This is a genomic window from Sporosarcina sp. P25 (assembly GCF_002743235.1).
GTDB lineage: Bacteria > Bacillota > Bacilli > Bacillales_A > Planococcaceae > Sporosarcina > Sporosarcina ureae_B.
Genome location: NZ_PDYV01000017.1, coordinates 18170 through 41497, shown reverse-complemented (window position 1 = coordinate 41497; position 23328 = coordinate 18170). Strand labels below are relative to the sequence as shown.

The following is a 23328-nucleotide window of genomic DNA, read 5'->3' as shown; positions in this document are numbered from 1 at the left end:
ATAATTCACCTTCTATTTTTAGTTAGCCATAGTTGAGCAGTTGCCAATCGTTTTCCAAAAGGCAGTAAATACCACTCTTTTTCATTCATTATACGTGATTTCAAGATGACGAAAAGGAATATGATTGCTCCAATTGCGACAGCTGACATTGCAGTTAACGTTGAGCTTGTACGTGAGGATAATCCATCAAACAACCATGAGTCGGCTAGAAGCATCCAGGGAATCAATATCCCTGCCATTGCAACACTAGCAATAATTAGCACGGTATAAAACCGTCGCGGAGCCAGCGGAAACTTCCAAAATCTTTTAAAGTAAAAAATCAATAATATAGCAACGATTGCGAATGAAATAGCGCCTGACGCAGCGGCACCTTCAATTCCATATTGATGAACCATTAATGGTGTAGTTGACAGTTTGATTACGACACCAAGCAGCATGAGTAGTAACGGCCCACGCACTTTACCACTTCCTTGAAGAATTGCTGTCAGTGGTAAAATAATCGACAACCAGAAAATCTGCATACAGAAGATGATTAACGCAACAGATCCTGTTCGTGATTGAAACAGCATTTCATTAACGAAAGGTAGTACGAGAACCAACCCTATCGTCGCAGCCCAACCGAATAAAATAGATGTCCGGAACGTCAAACTAATGAACGGTAAGGCGCCCCGTCTATCATTTTTAGATGCATGATGCGCGATTAACGGTACGAGGGCTAGCGCCAATGTAGATGCAAGCAAAATACCCATTTGCACAAGCGGCTGTCCCCGATCATAGACACCTTTCATTTCCATAGCGGTCTCACTCATTGTCCCCGCCTCGATTAATGCGTTATAGATCGTAAAAGAGTCCACCAATTGAAATACCAGTAAAATTAAAGAACTCGCACTGACACCAATGCTAATCTTGGTCAGATCTTTAATCACTTGCCACGGCTTCACAGTAACTGCCACCAAACGTTCTCGTTGCAGGAAGAACCAAGTCAGGATCAAGACACCTGTCGCTTCTCCTGCAACTGCTGCCCACATCGTAATTTCCCCTACCTTATAAAGTGATGTTCCTGCACGTATCGCAATCCACGTACCCGCAAGGACGATGATCACCCTGAACAACTGCTCTGAGACGTTGGAAATCGCTACAGGTATCATTTGCCCTTCTGATTGAAAGACACCCTTCAGCACAGCTAGGAACGGCAGTACGAGGACGATATATGCACCTGCCTGCAAAACGGGAGCTAGTGCAGTGTCTCCCATTAGTTCTGCAAAGAAAGAAGAACCTGAACGCAATAACAGAAAAATCCCTATTGATAAAACAAGTAGATAGGCTAGTGACACACGTAAAATTCCACGTGATTCTCCAGGACTTTTGCTTTCTGCAAGCATTTTAGACACCGCGACAGCAAAACCCGAGGACGTCCAAACGATAAATATTCCGATAAACGGATACACTTGCTGATAAATATAGAATCCTTTATCTCCAACTAAGTTTTGAAAGGGCACTCGATAAACCGCGCTTAGCACTTTGACGATGATGGCAGCAATAGTTAGAATCGATGCACCTTTCATAAACGACTTCATATTCCATTTAGTCAACGCCATATACGTGCCTCTTTCATTCGATGATGATTTCTAGTATACCATTTCATCACGTCAGAATAGGCGCGTGGCCGCAATCAATAAAATAATCACCCCACTCATAAATGTTCCGAATTGCCCTACTGACATCTTGCCAATCCGCACGCCTGCCAGTTTCGTGCCTAGCCCCACACCAATTGACAATGTAATATAACTGCCAACAGCGGCTGATAATGCGATGGCAATCGGTGACAATGCCAAAAGACCTGCTCCGATACCATTCGTTAACGCATTCGCAGATAGCGCAATACCAAGCAGCAAAGCCTCCCCAAGACTAATATGCGAAGATCCGTCAAAATCCATTTTTTCCGGTTCACTAAATACATTTGCTTGATGTTTTCGTTGTGGACGAAATGCAATAATCATAATGCGTATTCCGATGATGCTAAGTACAGCAAATGCTATAAGATCGGGTAGTATGCCCGGTAACATTTCAGCCAGCCATGCACCGGCGACTATGCCAATCAAACTGAAGATAAAACAAATTGCCGCAATGAGTGCATTTGATGTGAATGGAATTCGTACTCGCTGTACCCCATAAGAAAGTCCAACTCCAAAGTTGTCAATGCTAGATGAAATTGCAAAGCCTGCGATCAGTAGCCAAGTCATTCCGCTCCCCCATTTGGTTTTATCATACTATACGCGCACAATGAAGCAGGCGTGTGTGCGTTAGGCGCGTAAAAGAACCAGCCTTTCCTATGCACGCGGAGGGGCTGGTTTATAGCTGTAGGAAAAGCAGATAGAGGGTGGCTTTTGAATCCGCTACAAACCCCAATTAATATAAGACTTCATTGTAGCTATTGCTTGAATTCATGACGTCTTGTACTTAATTTAGGTCAAGACTAGACCACATTGCCAACGCATTGAGCGGTTGCCCAGCCATTATGATCGCTTGCAAAGCATGATAGAGCGTTTGTGCATGTGGATAGAGCAGTAATCAAGTGCTATAGAGCGGTTAACCATGAACTATGAGCGGTTGTACGAATTTATGAGCGAAAACTTCCGCAAGCCTACGACAAAGCATCCACCCAGAACATCGCTAAATAGATCTTCGCGCGCTCAATTTATTAAAAAAAAACGTCTTTCCCTTACTTACAAGGAAAGACGGGTCATTATTCATCTTCATCTGGGTGTAGGCAAAACCATTTCCTTCGCAACGGATACACCTGTACGAATCGCTGCTTTTCCTACTGCATGTGCAACAATCGTCGGGATACGGTCATCAAATGGATCCGGAATGATGTAATCATCACGAAGATCTTCATCCTTGATCAAGTCTGCAATCGCGTACGTCGCTGCAAGCTTCATCTCTTCGTTGATCTCTGTTGCTCTAACGTCTAGTGCTCCACGGAAGATACCAGGGAACGCCAAGACGTTGTTGACCTGATTAGGATAATCGGAACGGCCTGTCGCAATAATACGCACACCATACTCATCTGCCAATTCAGGCTTCAACTCAGGTATTGGATTCGCCAGTCCGAATACGATAGGATCTGTATTCATTAGTGCAATCAATTCCTTCGTCAGCAAGTTTGCTACAGATACACCGACGAATACGTCAGCACCCTTCATTGCAGCTGCTAATGAACCTTCGATTTTATCGAGATTTGTGACGCGTGACATTTCATGCTTAATGTCATTCATCGCATTCTCGCGCCCTTCAAAAATAATACCTTTCGAATCACACATGATAATGTTTTTGAAGCCCATATTCAACAATAGTTTCGTAATCGCAACTCCAGCGGCACCGGCGCCATTCAAGACGATTTTCACATCTTCTTTTTCTTTTCCAACTACTTTTAATGCATTAAGTAACCCTGCACCCACTACGATTGCCGTGCCATGCTGATCATCATGGAAGATTGGAATATTACACTCTTCACGCAATCTGCGTTCAATTTCGAAACAACGAGGAGCTGATATATCTTCGAGGTTTATACCACCAAATGTTGGGCTCATTGCTTTTACGATGTTGACAATTTCATCGACATCTTTTGTATCCAGACAAATCGGGAATGCGTCAATCCCTGCAAATTGCTTCAGCAATAGAGCTTTCCCTTCCATTACCGGCAAAGCTGCTTCAGGGCCGATATCTCCAAGTCCAAGTACAGCCGTTCCGTCTGTCACAACTGCAACCAAATTCCCTTTAATTGTATATTCATATGCAAGAGATGGGTCTTGAGCGATTTCTACACAAGGCTCAGCAACTCCTGGTGAGTACGCCAAACTCAAATCCTCTTTATTTTCTAATGGCACCTTCGAAACCACTTCCATTTTTCCATTGTGAATTTGATGCATGTGTAAAGAAGATTTGTATTTCCTGTTCATAATATCGCTCTCCCTATCTGGTTTTTTATTGTTCAAACGTGTTGGTAGTGATTATAAGCGCAAACGCAAAGCAAATACAAGTAGCAATATTCTGGCAACTACCAAAATCAAGAAATCGTAAGCGGTTACATCACCTATACAACGGGTTTTTCAGCGCTTTTAAAAAAATTGAAAAAAGTTTTGACTTTTATGCTTTTTCGTAGTATGTGAAACCTTTCACTTTTCATTTTACACCTTGTGAAGCCCTTCACTAAAGGCTTTTGTGAATATGTTCACATAAAGAAAAATGATACTCAAAAGTGATATATGGATGTAGCATGTGAAAAACTTCACTTTTTAATTGAGGAAAAGTATTGAAGTGTATTTGGTGCTTCACGCGTCGGAAAAGGTAGTATATGTAAATTAGACGACGGATTTCATTCTGATTACTTGCTTAGGTTAAGTTCATTTACATGTTATTGTTCTGAAAATAACATACTAAATTACATTTAGAGAAAATTAGTCATCAAAAAACTCACAGCAGATTCATCCACTGTGAGTTTTCGTTAAAAACTTAATATTTTTATCAAACTCGTTTAGCTTTCCATCTGTTTCGCCAGGAAGTTGGCCGCTGTCTCTGCAGCTTTTTGCTCGACCTCTCCAACAAAATGAACTTTTGACAGTAAGTAAACTGCACCGATAGCGTCGCCATTTGTAATGATAGGTACAATACAATAAGACTTAATCTGCTCTACTTGGCCTGGTACCCATTCTACCGTCTTCTCATGCTTTTCCATGACAGTAGATCGGCCGTTCAGAATTTCTTCGCATATCGGTGCCAACTGTCGGTTCATATAGTCCTTCTTGGCAAGACCCGCTACCGCTAGCATCTCATCGCGGTCACTGATTAGTGCAGGTGTACCAATCGTTTCATAAAGTGATTCTGCATATTCTACCGCAAATTCGCCAAGCTCTGAAATAGGTGAATATTTCTTTAAAATGACTTCCCCTTCTCGATCAGTGAATATCTCCAAAGGGTCCCCCTCACGAATGCGAAGTGTCCTTCTAATTTCTTTCGGTATAACTACTCTTCCCAAGTCATCAATTCTGCGGACAATACCCGTTGCTTTCATGTATAATGCCTCACTTTCTCGAAATTAAATGTATTTCTGAGAATAGTATGCATCAACATTGGTCATTTTATGCAATCAAGGTGTTACAAGGTATCCTTAGATTCTACTTCCTCTGCTGTTTCCTGCATGGTGTGTACCATGTCTTCTACCATATCGAATTCCGTAAACTGCTTGGACTTTTTTTCATTCACGGTTATGGTAATTTGTCCGTTGTCGATTGTCAATCCAACCGCATGGCCAAACTTCAATGAACGTTCCATCAGTTTTGCACCGTCAGCACGAGCTGTTCCTTCTGCCGACAAGCGGATTTCCACTATTCCCTGTACATTTTTAATGGATATTACACCAGCGTCACGACCCCACGCCTTCATACGTCCAACGCGGAGCAATAAATCGGCTTCGAATGGCATATCACCGAAACGGTCGATCATCTCGTCAACAAGCTCTAGATAATCCTCATCGCCAGTAATTGCTTTTACACGTTTATACATTTGGATTTTTTGATAACCATCCTGAATGTATGATTCAGGAAGATAGGCATTGATAGGCAAGGAGATTTCGACATCTGCTTTGTCTTCTTTTACGACACCTGTCTGTCTTTCTTCAATCGCTTCTTGTAGTAACTGCGAATACAGATCGAAACCAACCGAGTCAATGAATCCATGTTGCTGCGAACCAAGTAAATTCCCTGCACCCCGAATGGATAGATCACGCATAGCAATTTTAAAACCAGAGCCAAGCTCAGTGAACTCTTTGATTGCTTGTAAACGATTTTCTGCAACTTCTGTTAACACTTTATCGCGCTGATAGAGCATATAGCTGTATGCCACGCGATTGGAACGACCGACTCGGCCACGTAGTTGATAAAGCTGTGAAAGTCCCATGCGATCTGCATCATGAACAATTAACGTATTAACGTTTGGAATATCGATTCCGGTTTCGATAATGGTCGTTGTAACGAGCACATCAAATTCTCCTTCGAGAAAACTCAGAATTACTGCTTCGAGGGCCGCCTCACCCATCCGACCATGTGCAGAGGCGATACGCGCTTCTGGTACCAAGTCACGAATTTCCTGAACTTTACGATCCATATCTTCTACACGATTATATAGATAGAAAACTTGTCCGCCGCGTCCCATCTCTCGCTCAATCGCTTCACGAACGAGTCCACCGTTATGTTCCATGACATATGTTTGGACAGGGAAACGATTAGCTGGCGGTGTTTCAATTACTGATAAATCGCGCACTCCGACCATCGACATATGCAAAGTTCTTGGAATGGGAGTTGCAGTCAACGTCAGTACATCTACGTTATTTTTCAACTGCTTCAATTTCTCTTTATGCGTTACTCCAAAACGTTGCTCTTCATCAACAACGAGAAGCCCAAGATCCTGGTAGACTACATCTTTAGACAATAAGCGATGCGTACCAATGACAATGTCAACAGTTCCCGCTTTCAGCCCTTTAATCGTTTCATCCTGCTCTTTCTTAGAACGGAAACGATTGAGTAATGAAACTGTCACAGGATAATCTGCAAAACGCTCTTTCATCGTTTCGAAATGTTGCTGTGCAAGTATCGTAGTCGGCACTAAGAACGCAACTTGTTTACCGTTCGTTACTGCTTTAAACGCCGCACGAATCGCAACTTCCGTTTTTCCGTATCCTACGTCACCGCATAATAATCGATCCATAGGCCGTATACGTTCCATATCTTTCTTAATTTCCTCGATGGACTGTAACTGGTCCTGTGTCTCTTCGTATGGAAAAGCATTTTCGAATGAACGCTGCAAATCATCGTCTTCACTAAAAGCAAAGCCTTTTTCTGCTTCTCGTCTAGCGTATAATTTGATCAAGTCATCCGCAATATCTTGAATGGCCGCCGTTACTTTACGTTTAGTTTTTACCCAATCTGTACCGCCAAGTTTATGTAGCTTTGGCTCTTTCTCTCCTGTAGCGACATACTTTTGAATTAAATCAATCTGATCAGCAGGCACGAAGAGTTTATCCTCACCACGATAACGAATATCTAGGTAGTCTTTCTGGATGCCTTTAACATCCAATGTAACGACACCATAGTATTTCCCAATACCGTGATGCACGTGGACGATATGGTCACCTGGCTTGATCTCTGAATAACTTTTGATCCGTTCGGCATTCGTGAGTTTAGGGGGGCGCGCTTTGCGTTTTGGCTTACCAGTAAACAATTCCGCGTCCGTAATGACAGCAAGCTTCTGAAACGGCAATTCAAAACCTACTGATAAATCCCCTTCTATAATGGACAACACACCATCTTTGTTCGGCTTGCCGTTAATCGCCGCTTCTATATCATACTCTCGTAAAATCTCTTGAATTGCCTTCATTCTATCGGTTGAAGAAGCCAAAAGAAAAACGTTATAGTTCGCTTGTTGCCAACGCTCTATTTCACTTTTCAATAGAGGCATCTGACTATGAAACTGTTGCATCGGCTTACAAGAAATCGAAATAGACTTCTTGATAGTGAAGCCAGGTACTGAGCGTGTAAACAAAGATAAGTAGAGTCGCTGCTGATTCATATCCGCAAGTACTTGCTCGTAATTCCATGCGAGTTTCGTATCGTGTAACATTTTACCGTCTTCGAGCATCGCAAGCTGGAATTCCTGCTCTTCCGACTCCAGTGTAGCTACAGATTCTTGTATTCGACCCAACTCATCAAAGATTATGATACCATTTGCAGGGAAGTAGTCAGTCAGCATGGCGCTTGTTCCGGAAGAAAATGAAGCATATTTCTTCATTGTATCTGGCACAATTCCATCTTTCATCATGCCGATATCTTGCATGATCGACATCAATAACTGCTGCTGTAATTCTTCACTTTTGATTTTGGCTAGACTTTCACCAAGCGCTTGCTCCACCTTTTGTGAAACTTGCTGTAACTCTCCAGGCGTCCATATGAATTCGGTCGCCGGCAATAACGTAATCGAGTCTAATTTTCCTGTTGAACGCTGATCTTCTGCCGAAAATGTTCGAATGGAATCAATTGTCGTATCGAATAACTCAATACGAACAGGTTCTGTCATCGTTAGCGGATAAATATCCAGTATGCCACCGCGCAACGCAAATTCGCCCGGTGCACTCACCAGTTCTTTTCGGATATAGCCCATGGATACTAGATTTTCCAGCCAGACACCTATATCAATCTCTTCATCTGTTGAAGCTGTTACGTAATGTGCCAACCATCGTTCCTTTGACGGCAACAATTTTCGCAAACCTGCAACGGGTGTAATATAAATACCACTGCCTATACGCGCCATATGATCCAATGTGTCTATTCTGCCCGCACGTAGTTCATAACTTGCAAAAGAAAAGTCTGCCGCAACAAGTTCTTCTGCGGTGTATAAGTGAATATGTTCGTCACCGACTAATTTACTCAATTCCTCATACGTTCGCTGTGCTTGAAGCATATTTGGTGAAACAATTAAGACAGGGCGTGTCAGTGACTGCTGAATCAATTTAAAAAAGATCGCTTTGGATCCCCCTGCAAGACCTGTGATCAACTGCTGATTCTGCCCGTCTTCCAAGTCATTCAGCAAGCCTTGAATCTCTTTCTCTTCTAGAAAAAGCTGTTCTATTACTCCCACTCGACTACTCCTCCTTATCTATTAACTTAGTCTATCTCTATATATCGAACAGAATGCTTTATGCACAAAAAGCTTTGGCTATTAGCGCCAAAGCATCTGTTACTTATTGTAACCATTTTTTTAAGGTGTAATAATCCGGAAACGCCTGCAATGATTGCTCACAGTGTTCACAAATACATCGTATATGCAGGCCACCATCTGGGTCTACAGACAAAAATGTGTTTTTATCTGTATTGTCTATTTGACTCAAAGTATCTTTTGCCGATTCGAATGGAATGGAGCCGATCTCCGTATGACAGTGATTGCACGAATAACGGATCATATTCTCTTCACCTTCCTTTTTCAAAGTATAGGCAAAGAATTGATATATTATGCTTTTCCGTTAAATTTATTCATCACTTCAAGAAATGGCTTCTTTTTCATTGTCCATTCTTCACAGGCGTCTGCACTCTTTTGTATCGCGTCTTCAATCAACGGTTGCTCGTCGTTGCTAAAAGGAGATAATACATAATCAGCGATCTTCATACCGCCTGTAGGACGATCGACGCCCATACGAATACGATTGAATTCAGAAGTACCTAGATGTGCAATGAGTGACTTCATACCATTATGGCCACCCGCACTTCCCTTTTGACGAAGTCGGATTTTCCCTGCCGGCAAATCCAAGTCATCGTATAATACGACTATTTCTTCGTCGTCCACTTCAAAGTAATCCGCTAAGGGACGGACACATTCACCCGATAAGTTCATATAAGTCATAGGCTTTAATAATATTATTTTACCTTCAGCCGTATGGACAGTCGTAAATTGACCATTGAATTTTTGCTGGAATGCTGGGGCTTGCCATCGCTTAGCCAATTCATCAATGACTTGAAAACCGATATTATGACGCGTGTTTTCGTAGTTTTTCCCGGGATTTCCGAGACCAATTAGTAATTTCATGTTCTTCTCTTCCTTTTCTAAACAATATATATACATAGAAAAGGAGCGCACGGTTCAAACTCGTGCGCCCATTTTGTAACTTATTTCTCTTCTTTATCTTCACCGATTACTTCCGGCTCAGCTTCAGTGCTTTCAGTAGCTTCATCTAATGCTTCCATTTCTTCTTCAGTACGTGGAGCAGAAATAGTTACTAACCCTACTTCGTCCTCAGTCAAGATTTCAAACTTCACTTTTTCGCGGATATCACTAACAAGAATTGTTTCACCAATTTCAAGTTCTGAAACATCTACGTCGATATGTTCAGGAATGTCAGATGGCTTTACGCGAATTGTAACTTCCCATACCGGTTGTTGAATTGTTCCGCCTGCTTTTTCACCTGGCGCGTCCCCAACAAGGTTGATCGCTACATCTACTTCAAGCTCTTCTGTCATATTGATCGCCAAGAAGTCAGCGTGTGTAAGGAAACCAGTCAAAACGTCAGACTGATAATCGTTTAATACGACGTTTACATCGTTGCCGTCAACAGTCAATTTGATTACACCGTTTCTTCCTGTTTCACGAAGTGTGTCTAGAAGATCACGTTCTTTTACCGCGATTGGCGTGCTTTCTGTTTTATAACCGTATACTACTGAAGGAATCCAACCGCTTTTTCTTAATTCGCTTACTGTCTTCTTATCAGTTTCTCTTAAGTTCGACTTAATTGTGCTCATTTGTACAGTCACCTATCCTATCATTAAGTTTTTTATACATCTTTGAATATTCAATATCAGAAGATATCAGTTAACTATTCATCATTCAAATAATGTACTTACAGACTTATTCTCAAACACACGAATGATTGCAGATGCCAACAATGGCGCAATCGATAGTTGTTTGATTTTTGGAGATTGTTTACTTTCCGGCAATTTAATAGAATTCGTAATCACTAATTGCTTGATTTGAGAATTATTAATGCGCTCAATCGCTGGTCCGGATAAAACAGGGTGTGAACAACAAGCATACACTTCTTTTGCTCCACTTTCAATTAGAGCGCTCGCAGCAATGGTTATAGTTCCGGCTGTATCGATAATATCATCAATTAAAATGGCCGTTTTTCCTTCTACATTGCCAACAATATTCATCACTTCCGCTACGTTCGGACGTGGGCGACGCTTATCGATTATTGCAATTGGTGCTTTCATACGATCCGCCATTTTACGCGCACGCGTTACACCGCCATGGTCAGGTGAAACGATAACAAGATCATCGCCTGCTAATCCTTGATTCTGGAAGTATTCCGTTAGGATGGGTTCTGCAATCAAGTGATCGATTGGAATATCGAAGAAACCTTGTATTTGTGGCGCGTGCAAGTCTACTGCAATTACACGATCAGCGCCTGCCTTTTCTAGTAAGTTTGCAACTAATTTAGCCGTTATAGGTTCACGTGAACTCGCTTTACGGTCTTGGCGTGCATACCCGTAATATGGCATAACCACGTTAATCGTACGCGCAGATGCACGCATTAAGGCATCTAACATAATGAGAAGCTCCATTAAGTTATCGTTGACCGGATTAGAAGTTGATTGAATAACAAATACTTCACAGCCACGGATGCTTTCATCGATATTGATTTGAATTTCCCCGTCACTAAAACGTTTGACTGAGAGCTTGCCGAGCGGAAGCCCGACTTGATCTGCTACTTCTTTTGCAAGTGGTTCGTTCGCAGTTAAAGAAAAGATTTTCAGTTTGTCGTTTGGATATTGATTTGCCATGATGGCCCTCCTGTTAGTTGGGTAAGATTAGTTTTTTACGTATCCTTCTTTATTCTCTTGCCGAACACGTGCAATTGCAAGTGAATTTTCTGGAACATTTTTTGTGACTGTGGATCCCGCTGCCACAATCGCATTCTTTCCTATCGTGACTGGTGCGACCAAATTGGCATTGCAGCCAATAAATGCATTGTCTTCTATCTCTGTTTTGTACTTGTTTTTCCCATCGTAATTCACTGTAATCGTACCACAGCCAACATTAACATTCTTGCCTATTTCTGTATCCCCTATGTAACTGAGGTGGGAAACTTTACTTTCGTCACCAAGTTGAGATTTTTTCACCTCAACAAAGTTGCCTACTTTCACATGATCACCAAGCTGTGTTTCGGGTCGTAAGTGCGCAAATGGACCGACGGCAGTCTGATTTCCAACTTTACTATCACGAACGACTGACGAATGAATCGTCGTGTTGTCGCCCACTGTACTGTTTTGGATATGACTATTGGGACCAATGACACATTGTGAACCGATTTTTGTAGCACCCTCAATCAGTACACCAGGTTGGATAACAGTATCACGTCCTATTTCCGCTTCTGCACTGATCACTGTCTGCTCAGGGCTGATGATTGTGACACCGTTACGCATGTGCTTCTCCGCAATCAATTGGCGCATACTTTTTTCAGCTTGTGCCAGCGCCACGCGATCATTGACGCCCAGTGTTTCATGGAAATCTGGCGTCGTATAAGCAGAAATTCGCTGTCCTTCAGATTTCAAAATTCCTAATACATCCGGAAGATAATACTCACCTTGCGCATTGTCGTTATTCACTTTTTTCAGTGTGTCGAATAACACACGATTATCGAAGCAATACGTGCCTGTATTAATTTCCTTAACAAGACGCTCACTATCATTCGTATCTTTATGTTCGACGTTTCGCATTACGTCACCATTCTCTGCACGGATGATGCGGCCATAACCCGTTGGATCATCTGCAATTGCAGTAAGTATTGTCGCCTTCGCTTCCGTTTCATGGTGGTGTGCGAGGAGTGCTGCCATTGTCTCAGTACTAATTAACGGTGTATCCCCACAGACGACGAGCGTAGTACCTTCAAGGTCTGCAAGTACACTCTCAGCTTGTTGCACGGCATGTGCTGTGCCCAGTTGTTGTGCTTGTAGCGCATATTCACTTTTGTTGCCCAGCGTCTGCTCTACCATCTCGGCACCATGACCGACAATCGTGACGATCCGATCTGAGCGGAGATCACGAATGTGATCGATTACGTGCTCCACCATTGGCTTTCCACAGACAGGATGAAGTACTTTATAAAGATCCGACTTCATTCGCGTGCCCTGTCCCGCTGCCAGGACGATCGCATATGTATTTGTCATCTGTCAGCCTCCATCCTTATTTGATAAATTCATAATTGACTATATCGGAAATGACTGATTTTTTCAAGCATATCCCCTTGACAATTACATAACTTTATTTTATGATTGTTAATCTTTTTGTGATTATATTGGCATAGCGATAATAATAGTGGTAGGTAATTATAGAGGAAGCGTTCAAAAATGCAAGTAATTAGGAGTAGGCGGGAATTTGTAAGTACGAGGGGATGGAAGCGCCAGTTGGCGGATGCTTTCTTCATGAATCTGCGGTAGGGACGGCTTTTGCGAGTAAAAGCGAAGCATTAGGAGCACATCTTTGCACTCAATCCCTACTCCCCTACTGCTACCCGCTTCTCCACTTCCATTTCAAGACAATAATAAGGCCATCTACTCGAATAGATGGCCTTTTGATAGATACGAAGAATGGAAACGCTTTCTCTAACGATATAAATTATAGAACAGCCTCTTGTAATTCCCCTTGCTGTTCGTCTACTCGATGATAAGCCGCTAGAATGGACTCCTGTACTTTTGTCCGTGCATCTGAATTAATCGGATGCGCCACATCACGGAACTCCCCATCCGGTGTGCGTTTGCTAGGCATTGCCACAAATAATCCGTCATTCCCCTCGATAACTCGGATATCATGGATAACAAACTGATCGTTAAGCGTAATGGAAGCAATTGCTCTCATTCTACCTTCCGTGTCTACCTTGCGTAATCTCACATCTGTGATTTCCATTTTCCCCACTCCCTTGTTGTCGTTTTCACACTGAACGTATTCTAGGTTAGTTGGCATGATGAATTTTTTAACCATAATACTGGTGCTGATTCTATAATACTAGTTTTTCAGTCGAATGAAAATAGAATCTTTTGTGAATTTTTTAATATTTGTATATTCCTTCAAATATACAGCTACTTTCCACCTACTCATTCTCTACTAACAAGAAAACCCGACCTGATCTAGATTACGTCAGGTCGGGCTTCACATTCAATTACTTACAAAGCGCGATTGCTTCGATTTCTACTCGTACATCTTTTGGAAGACGGGCCACTTCCACTGTCGAGCGAGCCGGTTTATGCTCCCCAAAGTGTTCTTCATAAATAGCATTTAGCGCTCCAAATTCATTCATGTCTTGAATAAATACTGTGGTTTTAATGACTTGTTGTAAGCTTGAACCCGCTTCTTCCAGTACTTTGCTCAAGTTTTGAAGAACTTGATTTGTCTGTGCTTCTATTCCGCCACTTACTACTTCACCAGCAAGCGTCAAAGGAATCTGTCCTGACGTGTACACTACACCGTTCACTTTTACTGCTTGTGAATAAGGTCCAATTGCCTGTGGTGCTTGTTCTGTTTTTACATATTCCATAACTCATTACCGCCCCTCGTGAAATAATTCCCTTCTTCCAACTCGATCTTGCGGTGTTTCTCATCGACAGCATGCAGTTTCACTAATGAAAGATAATCATCAACCAGAACTTCTTCAAGATGTTCAGCTTCTACTAGGACCGCCACACCGCCAAGTTCACAGTTGAATTCTTCAAGCAAGCTCTTCATACCTTGCATCGTGCCGCCCACTTTCATAAAGTCATCTGTCAACAATACTTTTTGACCGCTCTGCATACTTCTCTTTGACAGTACCATTGTTTGGATCCTACGGGCAGAACCAGAAACGTAATTAATGCTGACAGTAGGACCTTCCGTCACTTTGCTGTCCCGTCTAACTACGATTACAGGCACGTTTAAATGACGGGCTATCGCATGGGCAATCGGAATACCTTTCGTCGCAACTGTCATGATTGCATCGATTTCTTTATCAAAAAAAGCTGTCGCAATCACTTTGCCAATTCGATCAAGAAAACGAGGATTCCCCAATAGGTCAGTCATATACAAATAACCGCCAGGAAGCAATCGATCCGATTTCCTGAGTTCATTCATTAGTAAATGAATGACTTCCTTTACCTCTTCACGACCGACCAACGGAATATATTTAATACCGCCAGCAGCGCCTGAAATCGTCACTAAACGACCCGTACTACTCTCTTCAAATGTCTCTTTCAAAATACCAAGATCTTCACTAATTGAGGACTTGGCCGCTGAATACCGGTTCGAAAAAAACGTCAAAGAAATGAGTGTGTGCGGATTTTCCAGCAAATGACGTGTCATATCGACAAGCCTTTCACTTCTTTTCCATTTCATATAATACCGACTCCTAAATCCGAATGATTTATAAGTACATTATCATAATTGTCCGGCATTAATCAACTACAATAGGTTCCCCAAGCATACGCACTGCATGCACATCATGGCAAAACCCTTTTAAAGCATTGACAATTCTTGGCACACGCGATTCGTGTTTTACCAGTCCAAATACCGTCGGACCGCTACCGCTCATTAAAACAGCATCCGCGCCAAAACGCTCCATTTGTTCCTTGAGTATGATGACTTCCTCATGAAGACCCATCGTTACAGGCTCCAGCACATTGCCTAGTGATGCACACATCTTGTCATAATCACTCTCTTGCAACGCTTCTATCATACGCTCCGTTTGCGGATGCGTGATAGAAGACAAGTTCAACTGACCATAGATATTGCCAGTGGAAACGCCGATTGTCGGTTTCGCCAGCACGACCCAGCAGTTAGGTGGAGCAGGTAGATGCGTAATGTCTTCTCCTCGCCCTCTTGCAATAGCAGTGCCACCATATACACAAAATGATACATCCGATCCGATTTCCGCACCTAGGATTGCCAGCTGATCCAAAGTTAAGCCCAGTTCCCATAGGCGGTTTAATCCACGAAGAGTCGCGGCTGCATCTGAACTACCGCCTGCTAGTCCTGCGGCAATCGGAATATTTTTATCCAGAGTAATTTCAACTCCATAATTCAAGCGATAACGTTTTCTTAATAAATCCGCTGCTTGATACGCCAAGTTTTTGCGATCATTTGGCACAAATCGATGAGATGACTTAATCGTAATGGCGTGATCCGTTGTAGGACGTAGCCAGATACGGTCAGCCAAATCAACCGTTGTCATAATCATCTCGACATCATGATAGCCATCCGGCCTTTTACTCAACACATCTAATGTTAAGTTGATTTTCGCAGGCGCCTTTTCGTAAATCATGATAAAAGCTCCCTCCCCACTGCATTGTTCTTGCTCATATATTACCACAGAATGAATAGAACATAAGGGGATTAAATAAAAAAAAGAACTGCAAAGCCTTTGCAGTTTACTTTGTTACGTGAATTTCCGTTCTACAGTTCTGTAGTCGAGCATTCTTACAGTTAGTTTTGAATACGTTAAATTTCATTTGTTATTTGCGTAAGATCTTTTCCATCGCTTTACCCTTCGCCAACTCATCAATCAGTTTATCTAAATAACGTATTTCTCGCATCGTGGATTCTTCAATATCCTCCACTCTAACACCACATATTACCCCTTTGATTAGTCCCCGTGAAGAATTCATCTTAGGAGCTTCAGCAAAGAACGTCTCAAAGTCTGTCTGTTTTTCTATTTGTACTTCCAGCTCTTCTTGGCTGTATCCCGTCAACCAACGAATGATTTCCTCGACTTCCGATTTTGTGCGTCCTTTTTTCTCTGCCTTTTTAATATAGAGCGGGTAAACCTTGGCAAAACTCATTGTATAAATCTTATGTGTCGTCATCGTTACCCTCCAATCGTCTGTCACGTATGATAGTTTCAACTTGTAAAACGATTCGCGACAGCAAAGCTGCGGCATTTCGTCTCGCACTTAAGCGAGGTGACTGTCCGCTCCAAAGATGAATCCATTGGGGACGATTTTGCTTGGCCGCTTCACTTCGAATTCCTGCTGTCAATGTGTTCATTATAGGATAATCCGGTAAATCTTCTTCGTAAGGTTTTATTTCACGGATAAAGTCATTTTGAATGCCCCTTGCTGGTTTACCACTAAATACCGATGTGATGACAGTTTGATCTTCCGTGCTTGTGAGAATAGCATCGATATGTTGTGTTTTCGCTCCGCTTTCAACTGCCGTTACAAAAGCAGTCCCCATTTGAACCGCTTGTGCTCCGAGTGTAAGAGCTGCTAAGACACCTCTTCCATCCATAATGCCTCCAGCAGCAATAACCGGAATCTGGACATGGTCTACAGCTTGAGGAATAAGCGACATCGTTCCGATCATAGAATCGCCGAAGCTTCCTGAAAATGTACCACGATGTCCCCCCGCTTCGCTTCCTTGCATCACGACCATATCAACTCCGTATCCTTCATTGATTATAGCTTCTTTCACAGTCGTAGCAGTCCCCATAACGATGATGTTCTCTTCTTTTAATCTTCGGACATTTTCTTTAGACGGCACCCCAAAGGTGAAACTACAAACCGTTATCTCTTCTTCAATTAGGACTTCCACTTGCTTATCAAAGTTCTCGCTAGACACTTGCTTTACATCAGGTTCAGCAATTTGTAACTCTTCACGATAAGGTCGTAATAATTCGTTAGCCTTTCTAATCTTATCTGTGGATACCTCTGCTGTCTCTGGAATAAACAAATTGACTCCGAAAGGCTGATCCGTTAGTGCCTTTATCCTCTTTATCGCTTCTCTCATATCTTCCGCCTTCATATAGCCTGCCCCTAGCGTACCCAAGCCACCCGCATTGGATACAGCAGCTATTAACTCAGGTGTGGTCGTACCGCCAGCCATTCCTGCTTGAATGATGGGGTATGTAATTCCAAGTTTTTTTGTTACATCATTTTTATTCCACATCTTTACTGCCCCCTCAAAATATTATGTAGCAGTTTTATTGTTTCTCTTTTCTTCACGTCTCATCAATATTTTATTTCCCAACCAATAACCGATTAAAGCAGCCGCTGCCATAAGCGCAATCGATAAAAATGAATTCAAACCCTCAAAAAACAACTCCTTGATCAAGCCGAAGATACCGACAAAGACACCAGCGAATAGTGCACGACCTATATTTCCTTTCTTCACACTTTCTCCTCCTGCCATTCTATAGATCTACGCAAGGACTGAGAATTTTCGTACGTATAATGAATGTTCACTCCATCATATCGTAAATCACAGAAAATTGAAGTTCCTATCATCATTTTATGTATTAGAAAAAGTTGCAAAGCCATTTCACTCTGCAACTCTACTAATTCATCTATTACTTTATCATCGAATTCGGTAAGTACACTAAATTTGCCGCTGTACTTACATTGTCATCGTTCACTGTCAGTATCACCACATAGCCGGTCTTTTCCCATCCCGAATTAAACGTAGTTTCATAGTCGGTATCAGAATAATAGTCCGCTCCAAATTCACGTTGTGCGTGCTCATTTAATTCATTGTAAATCGCAAACATTTCATCTGAAGTATGATAGTCATCCTCGCCTTCCATAAAATCATACGTTATGAACTGCAATTTGTTGTTTTCGAAGTAATAAATCAAATCGGTGTAGTAATTATACTTTGTAGTTCGATAGATCAATAATCGTTTATTTCCCTCACGTAAATTAGAAAGCAATATTGCCGGCGACTTCGATTCAACACTTATTACTTGAGCAGGATCCATTCCAAAGTGAATTCCTCTCGTCACCATGACTGGCGGCGCAGGTCGAAACGCGGGATCCATGGCTCTTGCTACAAATGCGGCAATATGTGACCGTGTTAGTGTTTCATTTGGTTTAAATGTACCATCTGGATACCCTGAGGTGATATTTTCAAAAGCCAATTTACGCACCGCATTATAGGCAGTAGAACCCTTCGGTACGTCTTTAAATCGAATATCTTTTTCTTTCGTCAATTTAAATGCATTTGCAATAAAAGCAGCCATATGTCCACGTGTTACCTTTTGCGTAGGTTTGAACGTACCATCAGGATATCCATTAATAATCCCCGCTTTTACCGCGGAGTTAATATAACCAGAAGAATATCTGCTAGAAGAAACATCTGTAAACTTCGTCTTCGTTTTCTTTCCATCAAGCCCTGTAGCTTTAGCCACCATAATTGCAACCTCTTCACGTGACACTTTGTCATTTAATCCAAAGCGCACACTAGGTTCAATCACTTTGTTTTCCAGCAAATACATAATCGCAGTATAGTTCGGATGATTTTTCGGTACATCTGTAAATATTTTAGTGGAAGCCTGTGTTTTAGAAGCTACTGAAAACGTCAAAACAAGTATTAAAATTATTGCAAAAACATTTTTCATACGTGTTGATCCCCTTTTCGCCATAATATGTAATGACTATATCACGTTAATTAAACAAAAAGTTGAATATGTTAAAACATGTTGTTTTACTACACAAACATACTAAATTCGCTACATACATCATCATAATTCGTCTACATGCATTGGTGTGATTCTATTTTTTAAGGATTTCAATAGTATATTTTTACTGCACACGCTTCAATAAGTCGGAGTATACTATCAATATTGTGTTGTGCAACACAACGCTGTAAAAGCAATTGAGCACAATATCTTGTTCTAACTAAAACTATAAAATGAACTGCTATAATAGTGTCGTTTTTCGGAAGTTCTGTACAGTAGATGGCAAGAAATAGATCCCCTTCCGAAGTAACCTAAACATACATGTTATCACGTGATCTTCGATGTATGGAATATCGGTGATACACAGAATGCAATTCTACAATGTTATTGAAGTAGACTTCGGTGCAAAACAAGTACTTCCAACCGATCCGGACAAGGCTGTGGACATGACACCTCTTCTTCCAAGCAAACCAAGCGCGATTGTTCCCAGTGATAGTAAACAGTGGAAACGTAAATAATTCCATATGATTGCAGGACCGTCTACAGATTATAATGACTGGTAGATAGCCTTAAAGTTTATCGCAATAAAAGAACTGCAAAGTAATTTCTCCTTTGCAGTTCCATTCGTCAGCCTGTTTTGGATTCTACGGACATTGGTTGGATTATTTTCTTTCCTCCACTTGTCTACTCGCCATTTCAATTGCATGTTTTACCATGTTTCCTGCATCACGTGAGCGGATACCGCCCCAGCCTTCTTTCTGTACTACATCATAGAAGCCAAGCTCTTTCGCGATTTCTACTTTCAATTGATCTGACATGACGCCTTTTCTCGCCATTTTAGTTTCCTCCTTTTCGGCTGACATCTGTAGTCTGCGCCATACAGAGAAAATTACACTTCGATTAGTTAACGTAATAAAAAATCCGCCAGAACGTTCCGGGCGGATTCACTAGGAAATAAATTAAAATAGCATGATAAATTATTTGATGATAAAGGCCGTTTGGTCCGAACCATCAAGGACTGTTATTTCAACCGCTTCGGTTAAAATATCAGCATAGCTGTAAGAAACTCTTTCAAACGCATTGTCATCCTGATCCAACTCTACTACGAAAACGGCACGATACGTATCGCGCAAGACTCCAGCATGTTCAATCGTCTTCTTACGACCGCCATTTGCTTTTAAATGGAGACGTTTCCCTAAATGAGCGTCCAGTGACTTTTTAATGTCTGCTAATGTTTTTGGCATGTTACTTACACCTCACTAAATACAAGCATAACATTTTTCCAGACGTTTGTCAACAAAATTTTTATTTTAACAGTTTCTATATGTCTTTGTCAATCACTTTATGATGAAATTCACTATTTTTTCATATGAAATTGTCATTAATTTTATTCCGTTTTTAGCTTGCCAAAGTAAGGGTATAGTGCATTGGCCAGTTTGATGAACTCTGGAATCGATAATGTTTCCCCTCTTCTACTTGGATCTATCTCTGATTGTTCAAACGCTTGCTGAATCAAATCCTTTTTTTCCTTACCTTCAGGGAGTGAGGACTGAAGGTTGTTCCACAGCGTCTTACGACGATGCAAGAACGACCCTTGCGTCACAGTGAATAAGAAGTCTTCATCCTCTACAGGAGCGTGTGCCACTTCTCTGCGCGTCAAACGAAGTACAGCGGATTCTACATTCGGTTGAGGAATGAATACCGTTTTTGGTACAATCATAGATACTTCTGCATCCATATAGTACTGGACAGCGATTGATAACGAACCATATGCCTTTGTACTTGGTACGGCTGTAATTCGATCTGCTACTTCTTTTTGCATCATAATGACAAGCTGACTTACGCGGGCTTTTTCCATCAGAAACTTCATGATGATCGGTGTTGTAATATAATACGGTAAATTGGCCACGACTACGATATCTTCATAGTCTGCAAATTGCTCTTCAATTACTTGATGAATATCTGCTTTTAGTATATCTTGGTGAATGACAGTGACATTCGAATAAGGAGACATTGTATCTTCGAGTACAGGTAACAGTCGACCGTCAATTTCAAATGCTACAACTTTGCCCGCCTGCCGTGCGAGATGCTCTGTTAACGCACCAATTCCTGGTCCTACTTCAATGACTCCCGTGTTTTTCGTAATCGCTGCGTGAGAGACGATATTATGCAGTACGTTCGAATCCACCAAGAAATTCTGACCTAGACTCTTCTTGAATGAAAACCCATGTTTCTGTAAAATTTCTTTTGTTCTCACTGGGGTTGCTATATCTTTATACATCTGTTTTCATTTCCTCCTCATTAAGAACTTGTATCGCTTCATTCAACTTCGCGACAGAAATCCGGAACATCTCCAGTCGTTTTTTCAATCCTTTACCGTTTACTTGCCCAATATGCAATAACTCCGACAGACGTTCTCTTCTTTTTCTGGAGTCGGTATGACCGATTAATCTGGCCTCTAGTAATATAGCCATCGGTATCTCTTCTATTGTATGCTCACTCACCGTGTAAACAGAAGCCAATGCTTGACGAATCGCTTCGTCATTCGCATGTTCGATTCCTACTCCACGTCCATTTTTCGCAATAGTTTCTTTCTTTGGTAAAAACGCATGCTTCACATCAGGAATCTGTTCTTCGATAATTGCCCGGATGCGTCGGCCTGGAAAGTCTGGATCGGTAAAAACAATGACTCCACGTGTCTGTTGTGCGTGACGTATCCGCTCGATCGTCTTGTCTGAGATCGCTGAACCGTTCGTTTCAATCGTATCCGCTCCTGTCGCACGTTTGACAGCCACAGTGTCGGACTTCCCTTCCACCACAACTACTTCTTCTATATTCACACTATTCCTCTTTTCTTACGATAGCATTCTTTCTATTTTACTGTGTTTTTTCAATTCTGTACAACCATATCGGCTGGAAACAGAAAAAACCGATAAGAGTGAGTATTTTTCTCCTCTTATCGGTATATGGCTATTAATTGATGACTTTAATTTTTACTTGACGACGACCAAATGAGTAAGCTGCTTCTTTTGTAGGCATGTGTAAATCGATACGGTTTCCTTTGATAGCACCACCTGTATCTCCTGCGATTGCATAACCATAGCCTTCCACCCAAACTTTAGAGCCTAGTGGAATCACTCGTGGATCAACCGCGATTAATTTCATATTCGGGTTCGCACGCAAGTTAATACCTGTCGCTGTAATCCCTGAACAACCATTACAATAAGCTGTATACGCACTTGCATTCGCGAAGAATTCTTTTCCACCGCTCGGTTCGCTACTGTTACCACGTGATACTGCCACTTGCGCCTGTGCTGGTGTACTTGAAGACTTTGCCGTTGCATTTGTAGATGCTTTTGCTAGAGCCGGTGTTGCAGTTGCAACTTCTACTTTTGGTGCTTTAGCTCCTACATGCACTACTTTATGTGTAGGTTCTTCCACCATTGTCTTACCAACTAATTCACGAGAAACTACTTTTCCGTTCTTTTTGGTAATTTGGAATTTCTTTTGTAGTTTACCATTTTTACCATTCGTAACAACTTTCTCTTTACCTTTAAGCATAGTCATATCTGTTTTTCTTTTTGTTTTGAAGTCTGCTGTTTCTTCAATTACATCTGTAATCTTTTCTACACGTGCAATGTTAACCACTGCATTAGATGCCGTCAACTTTGCACTCGTGTCGCCTTCTACTTTATCCAAGTTTGAAAGACGGATGTTCTGATCTGTCAAAAACTTTCTGACCGTTGTTTGCGTTGACCATACCGTACGCTCTTTACCCCCGTCTTTAACAGTCACAGGGAATGCTTTAGCAATTGCAATCGGTTGATTTTCCGTAATCTTCGTCGCTAAAGCTGGTTCAACTTCATCATGTGTAGTGACTTCAATATTTGCCGTTTTCAGTACATCATTCACTGTTGCCTCTGTTGTCCAGAGTTCTTGTGTTTTGCCATCTACGTCAATTACTACTTTGTTTGCTTTTTGCCATTTGATTTTTGTATCATTTTCAATTGGCGTGTTCACTGTCGGCTCTACTAAATCATGCTCTTGTACTTTCACGTCATTCGCTGCTAGTACTTCTCCGACTGTCGCTGCTGCTGTACGTAATTCTATTTGCTTACCATTAAGGTCCATTGAGACATTCTTCTTTTTTCCGTCAATCAATACGAGTGACGTTGTCGCTACGAATAATGCCACTGCCATAAATAAAATCGCAATGCGCATAAACTTAGTATTCTTCTGAGACATGTTAAAATTTTCCCCTTTCATTACTCGGCTGAGTATATAGCGTTTGTTTTACACTGTCAAACTTC

The 23328-nt window shown here is 41.6% G+C and carries 24 protein-coding genes; 1 reads left to right on the top strand and 23 read right to left on the bottom strand.

The window, feature by feature from the left end; genetic code table 11:
• Positions 1-5: 5 nt before the first annotated feature.
• From CSV70_RS13135 to CSV70_RS13050, 18 genes are all read right to left on the bottom strand, one after another.
• Entirely contained in the window at positions 6-1598 is a 1593-nt protein-coding gene (locus tag CSV70_RS13135) for a putative polysaccharide biosynthesis protein (protein WP_085132326.1), read from the bottom strand.
• A 51-nt stretch (positions 1599-1649) separates the two neighbouring features.
• Positions 1650-2243, bottom strand: coding sequence for a sporulation membrane protein YtaF (gene ytaF, locus CSV70_RS13130; RefSeq protein ID WP_085132325.1), 594 nt, complete (start codon positions 2241-2243; stop codon positions 1650-1652).
• A gap of 513 nt (positions 2244-2756) precedes the next feature.
• Entirely contained in the window at positions 2757-3962 is a 1206-nt protein-coding gene (locus tag CSV70_RS13125; RefSeq protein ID WP_085132324.1) for an NAD(P)-dependent malic enzyme, read from the bottom strand.
• 575 nt (positions 3963-4537) lie between these two features.
• Positions 4538-5074, bottom strand: coding sequence for a stage V sporulation protein T (spoVT, locus tag CSV70_RS13120; protein ID WP_085132323.1), 537 nt, complete (start codon positions 5072-5074; stop codon positions 4538-4540).
• A gap of 83 nt (positions 5075-5157) precedes the next feature.
• Complete coding sequence (mfd, locus tag CSV70_RS13115) at positions 5158-8691, bottom strand: transcription-repair coupling factor (protein WP_099661128.1); 3534 nt, start codon at positions 8689-8691, stop codon at positions 5158-5160.
• Positions 8692-8794: 103 nt separating this feature from the next.
• Positions 8795-9013 carry an anti-sigma-F factor Fin gene (locus tag CSV70_RS13110; RefSeq protein WP_085132321.1) on the bottom strand — a complete coding sequence of 73 codons (219 nt, stop codon included), beginning with the start codon at positions 9011-9013 and terminating at the stop codon, positions 8795-8797.
• A 47-nt stretch (positions 9014-9060) separates the two neighbouring features.
• Positions 9061-9633, bottom strand: coding sequence for an aminoacyl-tRNA hydrolase (pth, locus tag CSV70_RS13105; RefSeq protein ID WP_099627851.1), 573 nt, complete (start codon positions 9631-9633; stop codon positions 9061-9063).
• An 80-nt stretch (positions 9634-9713) separates the two neighbouring features.
• Complete coding sequence (locus CSV70_RS13100) at positions 9714-10343, bottom strand: 50S ribosomal protein L25/general stress protein Ctc (protein ID WP_085132319.1); 630 nt, start codon at positions 10341-10343, stop codon at positions 9714-9716.
• A gap of 81 nt (positions 10344-10424) precedes the next feature.
• Positions 10425-11384, bottom strand: coding sequence for a ribose-phosphate diphosphokinase (locus tag CSV70_RS13095; protein WP_085132318.1), 960 nt, complete (start codon positions 11382-11384; stop codon positions 10425-10427).
• Between the two features lie 27 nt (positions 11385-11411).
• A complete protein-coding gene (glmU, locus tag CSV70_RS13090) occupies positions 11412-12770 on the bottom strand; it encodes a bifunctional UDP-N-acetylglucosamine diphosphorylase/glucosamine-1-phosphate N-acetyltransferase GlmU (RefSeq protein ID WP_099627850.1) in 1359 nt (452 codons plus the stop codon).
• A 448-nt stretch (positions 12771-13218) separates the two neighbouring features.
• The gene (gene spoVG, locus CSV70_RS13085; protein ID WP_085132316.1) at positions 13219-13506 is read right to left on the bottom strand and encodes a septation regulator SpoVG; all 288 of its coding nucleotides are present in this window, start codon (positions 13504-13506) and stop codon (positions 13219-13221) included.
• 253 nt (positions 13507-13759) lie between these two features.
• On the bottom strand, positions 13760-14134 hold the full coding sequence (locus CSV70_RS13080) for a RidA family protein (RefSeq protein WP_085132315.1): 375 nt from the start codon (positions 14132-14134) through the stop codon (positions 13760-13762).
• The gene (gene purR / locus CSV70_RS13075; RefSeq protein WP_085132314.1) at positions 14122-14964 is read right to left on the bottom strand and encodes a pur operon repressor; all 843 of its coding nucleotides are present in this window, start codon (positions 14962-14964) and stop codon (positions 14122-14124) included. Before purR ends, CSV70_RS13080 begins: the two co-directional genes overlap by 13 nt.
• 58 nt (positions 14965-15022) lie before the next feature.
• The gene (gene ispE, locus CSV70_RS13070) at positions 15023-15889 is read right to left on the bottom strand and encodes a 4-(cytidine 5'-diphospho)-2-C-methyl-D-erythritol kinase (RefSeq protein WP_099661127.1); all 867 of its coding nucleotides are present in this window, start codon (positions 15887-15889) and stop codon (positions 15023-15025) included.
• Positions 15890-16079: 190 nt separating this feature from the next.
• Positions 16080-16430, bottom strand: a complete 351-nt coding sequence (locus CSV70_RS13065) for a DUF2200 domain-containing protein (RefSeq protein WP_085132312.1) — start codon at positions 16428-16430, stop codon at positions 16080-16082.
• Complete coding sequence (locus CSV70_RS13060) at positions 16417-17511, bottom strand: NAD(P)H-dependent flavin oxidoreductase (protein ID WP_099661126.1); 1095 nt, start codon at positions 17509-17511, stop codon at positions 16417-16419. The genes CSV70_RS13065 and CSV70_RS13060 overlap by 14 nt, the downstream gene beginning before the upstream one ends.
• Positions 17512-17532: 21 nt before the next feature.
• On the bottom strand, positions 17533-17736 hold the full coding sequence (locus tag CSV70_RS13055) for a hypothetical protein (RefSeq protein WP_099661125.1): 204 nt from the start codon (positions 17734-17736) through the stop codon (positions 17533-17535).
• A 175-nt stretch (positions 17737-17911) separates the two neighbouring features.
• Positions 17912-18958 carry an S-layer homology domain-containing protein gene (locus tag CSV70_RS13050; RefSeq protein WP_158232355.1) on the bottom strand — a complete coding sequence of 349 codons (1047 nt, stop codon included), beginning with the start codon at positions 18956-18958 and terminating at the stop codon, positions 17912-17914.
• Positions 18959-19386: 428 nt separating this feature from the next.
• Here CSV70_RS13050 and CSV70_RS16535 point away from each other — a divergent pair, with 428 nt between their 5' ends.
• Positions 19387-19536: a hypothetical protein gene (locus tag CSV70_RS16535; RefSeq protein ID WP_157111246.1), complete on the top strand. Its 150-nt coding sequence runs from the start codon at positions 19387-19389 to the stop codon at positions 19534-19536.
• A gap of 144 nt (positions 19537-19680) precedes the next feature.
• Here CSV70_RS16535 and CSV70_RS13045 read toward each other — a convergent pair whose 3' ends face one another.
• The 5 genes from CSV70_RS13045 to CSV70_RS13025 form a co-directional block, all read right to left on the bottom strand.
• Entirely contained in the window at positions 19681-19854 is a 174-nt protein-coding gene (locus tag CSV70_RS13045; protein ID WP_085132308.1) for a small, acid-soluble spore protein, alpha/beta type, read from the bottom strand.
• A gap of 141 nt (positions 19855-19995) precedes the next feature.
• Complete coding sequence (gene veg, locus CSV70_RS13040) at positions 19996-20262, bottom strand: biofilm formation stimulator Veg (RefSeq protein ID WP_029054863.1); 267 nt, start codon at positions 20260-20262, stop codon at positions 19996-19998.
• A 143-nt stretch (positions 20263-20405) separates the two neighbouring features.
• On the bottom strand, positions 20406-21299 hold the full coding sequence (gene rsmA / locus CSV70_RS13035; protein ID WP_085132307.1) for a 16S rRNA (adenine(1518)-N(6)/adenine(1519)-N(6))-dimethyltransferase RsmA: 894 nt from the start codon (positions 21297-21299) through the stop codon (positions 20406-20408).
• A complete protein-coding gene (rnmV, locus tag CSV70_RS13030) occupies positions 21292-21858 on the bottom strand; it encodes a ribonuclease M5 (RefSeq protein WP_085132306.1) in 567 nt (188 codons plus the stop codon). Before rnmV ends, rsmA begins: the two co-directional genes overlap by 8 nt.
• Positions 21859-21991: 133 nt before the next feature.
• Positions 21992-23263, bottom strand: coding sequence for a G5 and 3D domain-containing protein (locus CSV70_RS13025; RefSeq protein WP_085132305.1), 1272 nt, complete (start codon positions 23261-23263; stop codon positions 21992-21994).
• Between the last annotated feature and the right edge of the window lie 65 nt (positions 23264-23328).